The 1,760-nt window shown below is 65.7% G+C and carries 2 protein-coding genes; both read left to right on the top strand.

Annotation, left to right across the window (positions count from 1 at the left end; all coding sequences use genetic code 11):
• Positions 1–1,098: TRAP transporter large permease (locus tag EH240_RS36825; RefSeq protein ID WP_148101179.1), on the top strand; the 1,098-nt coding region annotated here is incomplete at its 5' end.
• Positions 1,095–1,760: alcohol dehydrogenase catalytic domain-containing protein (locus tag EH240_RS36820; RefSeq protein WP_167484328.1), on the top strand; the 666-nt coding region annotated here is incomplete at its 3' end. The genes EH240_RS36825 and EH240_RS36820, both read left to right, overlap by 4 nt.

Here is a 1,760-nt window from a genome sequence, read left to right as displayed (position 1 = left end):
GGCATGTCTGGCACCGCGCTCGCCGACGCCGCCGGCATCGGCACCATCGAGATCAAGGCGATGAAGGACCACGGCTATCCAATCGACGCCGCGGTCGGGGTCACCGCCGCCTCCGCCACGCTCGGGCCGATCTTCCCGCCCTCGCTGCCCTTCGTCATCTACGGCATGATGGCCAATGTCTCGATCGGCGCGCTGTTCATGGCCGGCATCCTGCCCGGTGTAGTCATGACCGTTCTGATGATGGTGACGGTCGCCATCTTCGCCTACAGGCGCGGCTGGGGTTCCGACACACCATTCGAGCTTAGGCGGCTCGCCGAAGCGGCGGGCGAGGTGCTGGTGGTGGCCGCCTTCCCGCTCGCCTGCTATCTGCTGGTGCAGCTCGGCCTGTCCATCAATATCGCGGTCGGCATCGCGCTGCTGGTGCTGATTGCGGCCGACTGGTATTTCGACTTCTCGGCGGTCATGGCGCTGATGACGCCGATTATCCTGATCGGCGGCATGACGATGGGCTGGTTCACGCCGACCGAGGCGGCGATGGCCGCGGTGATCTGGTCGCTTTTCCTCGGGCTGGTGCGCTACCGCACAATGACGCTGCGCCTGCTGGCCAAAGCCAGCTTCGACACCATCGAGACGACGGCCTCGGTGCTGTTCATCGTCACCGCCGCCTCGATCTTCGCCTGGCTGCTCACCGTCAGCCAGGCGGCACAGCTGTTCTCGACCTTCATCTTCGCGCTCACCGACAACAAGTGGATCTTCCTCATCCTGGTGAATATCCTGATGCTAGTGGTCGGCTGCTTCCTCGACACGATCGCTGCGATCACCATTCTAGTGCCGATCCTGCTGCCGGTGGCTGCCGTCTACGGCATCAACCCGGTGCATTTCGGGCTGATCATGACGCTCAACCTGATGATCGGGCTGTTGCACCCGCCGCTCGGCATGGTGCTGTTTGTGCTGTCGCGCGTCGCTAAGCTCTCGGTCGAGCGCACCACCATGGCGATCCTGCCCTGGCTGGTACCGCTGATCGTGGCGCTGCTGCTGATCACCTTCATCCCGGTCATCACGCTCTGGCTGCCGGCCCAGATGGGACTGATCCGATGAACGCTCACGCCATTGCCGCGACGCTGTTCGGCCCGCAGGACCTGCGTATCGTCGAGCATCCGCTCGCACCGCTGGCGCCCGGCATGGTGCGGGTGCGCTTCGGCGCGGGAGGCATCTGCGGTTCCGACCTGCATTATTTCCGCCATGCCCGCACCGGCGATTACGTCGTCACCTCGCCGCTGGTCCTCGGCCACGAGATATCAGGCGAGATCGTCGAGATCAGCGGCGCCGCACCTGGCCTCAGCGTCGGCGATCACGTCGCCGTCAATCCGTCGCGCTGGTGCGGGCATTGCGCCCGCTGTCTGGAGAGGCGCGCCAATCTCTGCGAGAACATCTATTTCATGGGCTCGGCATCGAAGACGCCGCATATGCAGGGCGGTTTCGCCAGCCTCTTCGACGCCACGCCGGCGCAATGTTTCAAGGTGCCGCCTGATGTGGCCTACCAAGCGGCGGCGCTTGCCGAGCCGCTCGCCGTCAGCCTGCACGCTGTCGCGCGGGCCGGCGATATCGCCGGCCGGAACCTCATCCTGTTCGGTGCCGGTCCCATCGGCCTGTTGACCATGCTGGCGGCGAGGCTTGGCGGTTGCGGCGAGCTCACCGTCGCCGACATCGCCGCCGCTCCGCTCGCTTTCGCCCGCCGGCTTGGCGCCGACAGGACGATC

The organism is Mesorhizobium tamadayense (assembly GCF_003863365.1).
Classification (GTDB): domain Bacteria; phylum Pseudomonadota; class Alphaproteobacteria; order Rhizobiales; family Rhizobiaceae; genus Mesorhizobium; species Mesorhizobium tamadayense.
The sequence above is the reverse complement of the archived record's forward strand: the minus strand, read 5'-3'. Positions and strand labels throughout refer to the sequence as shown.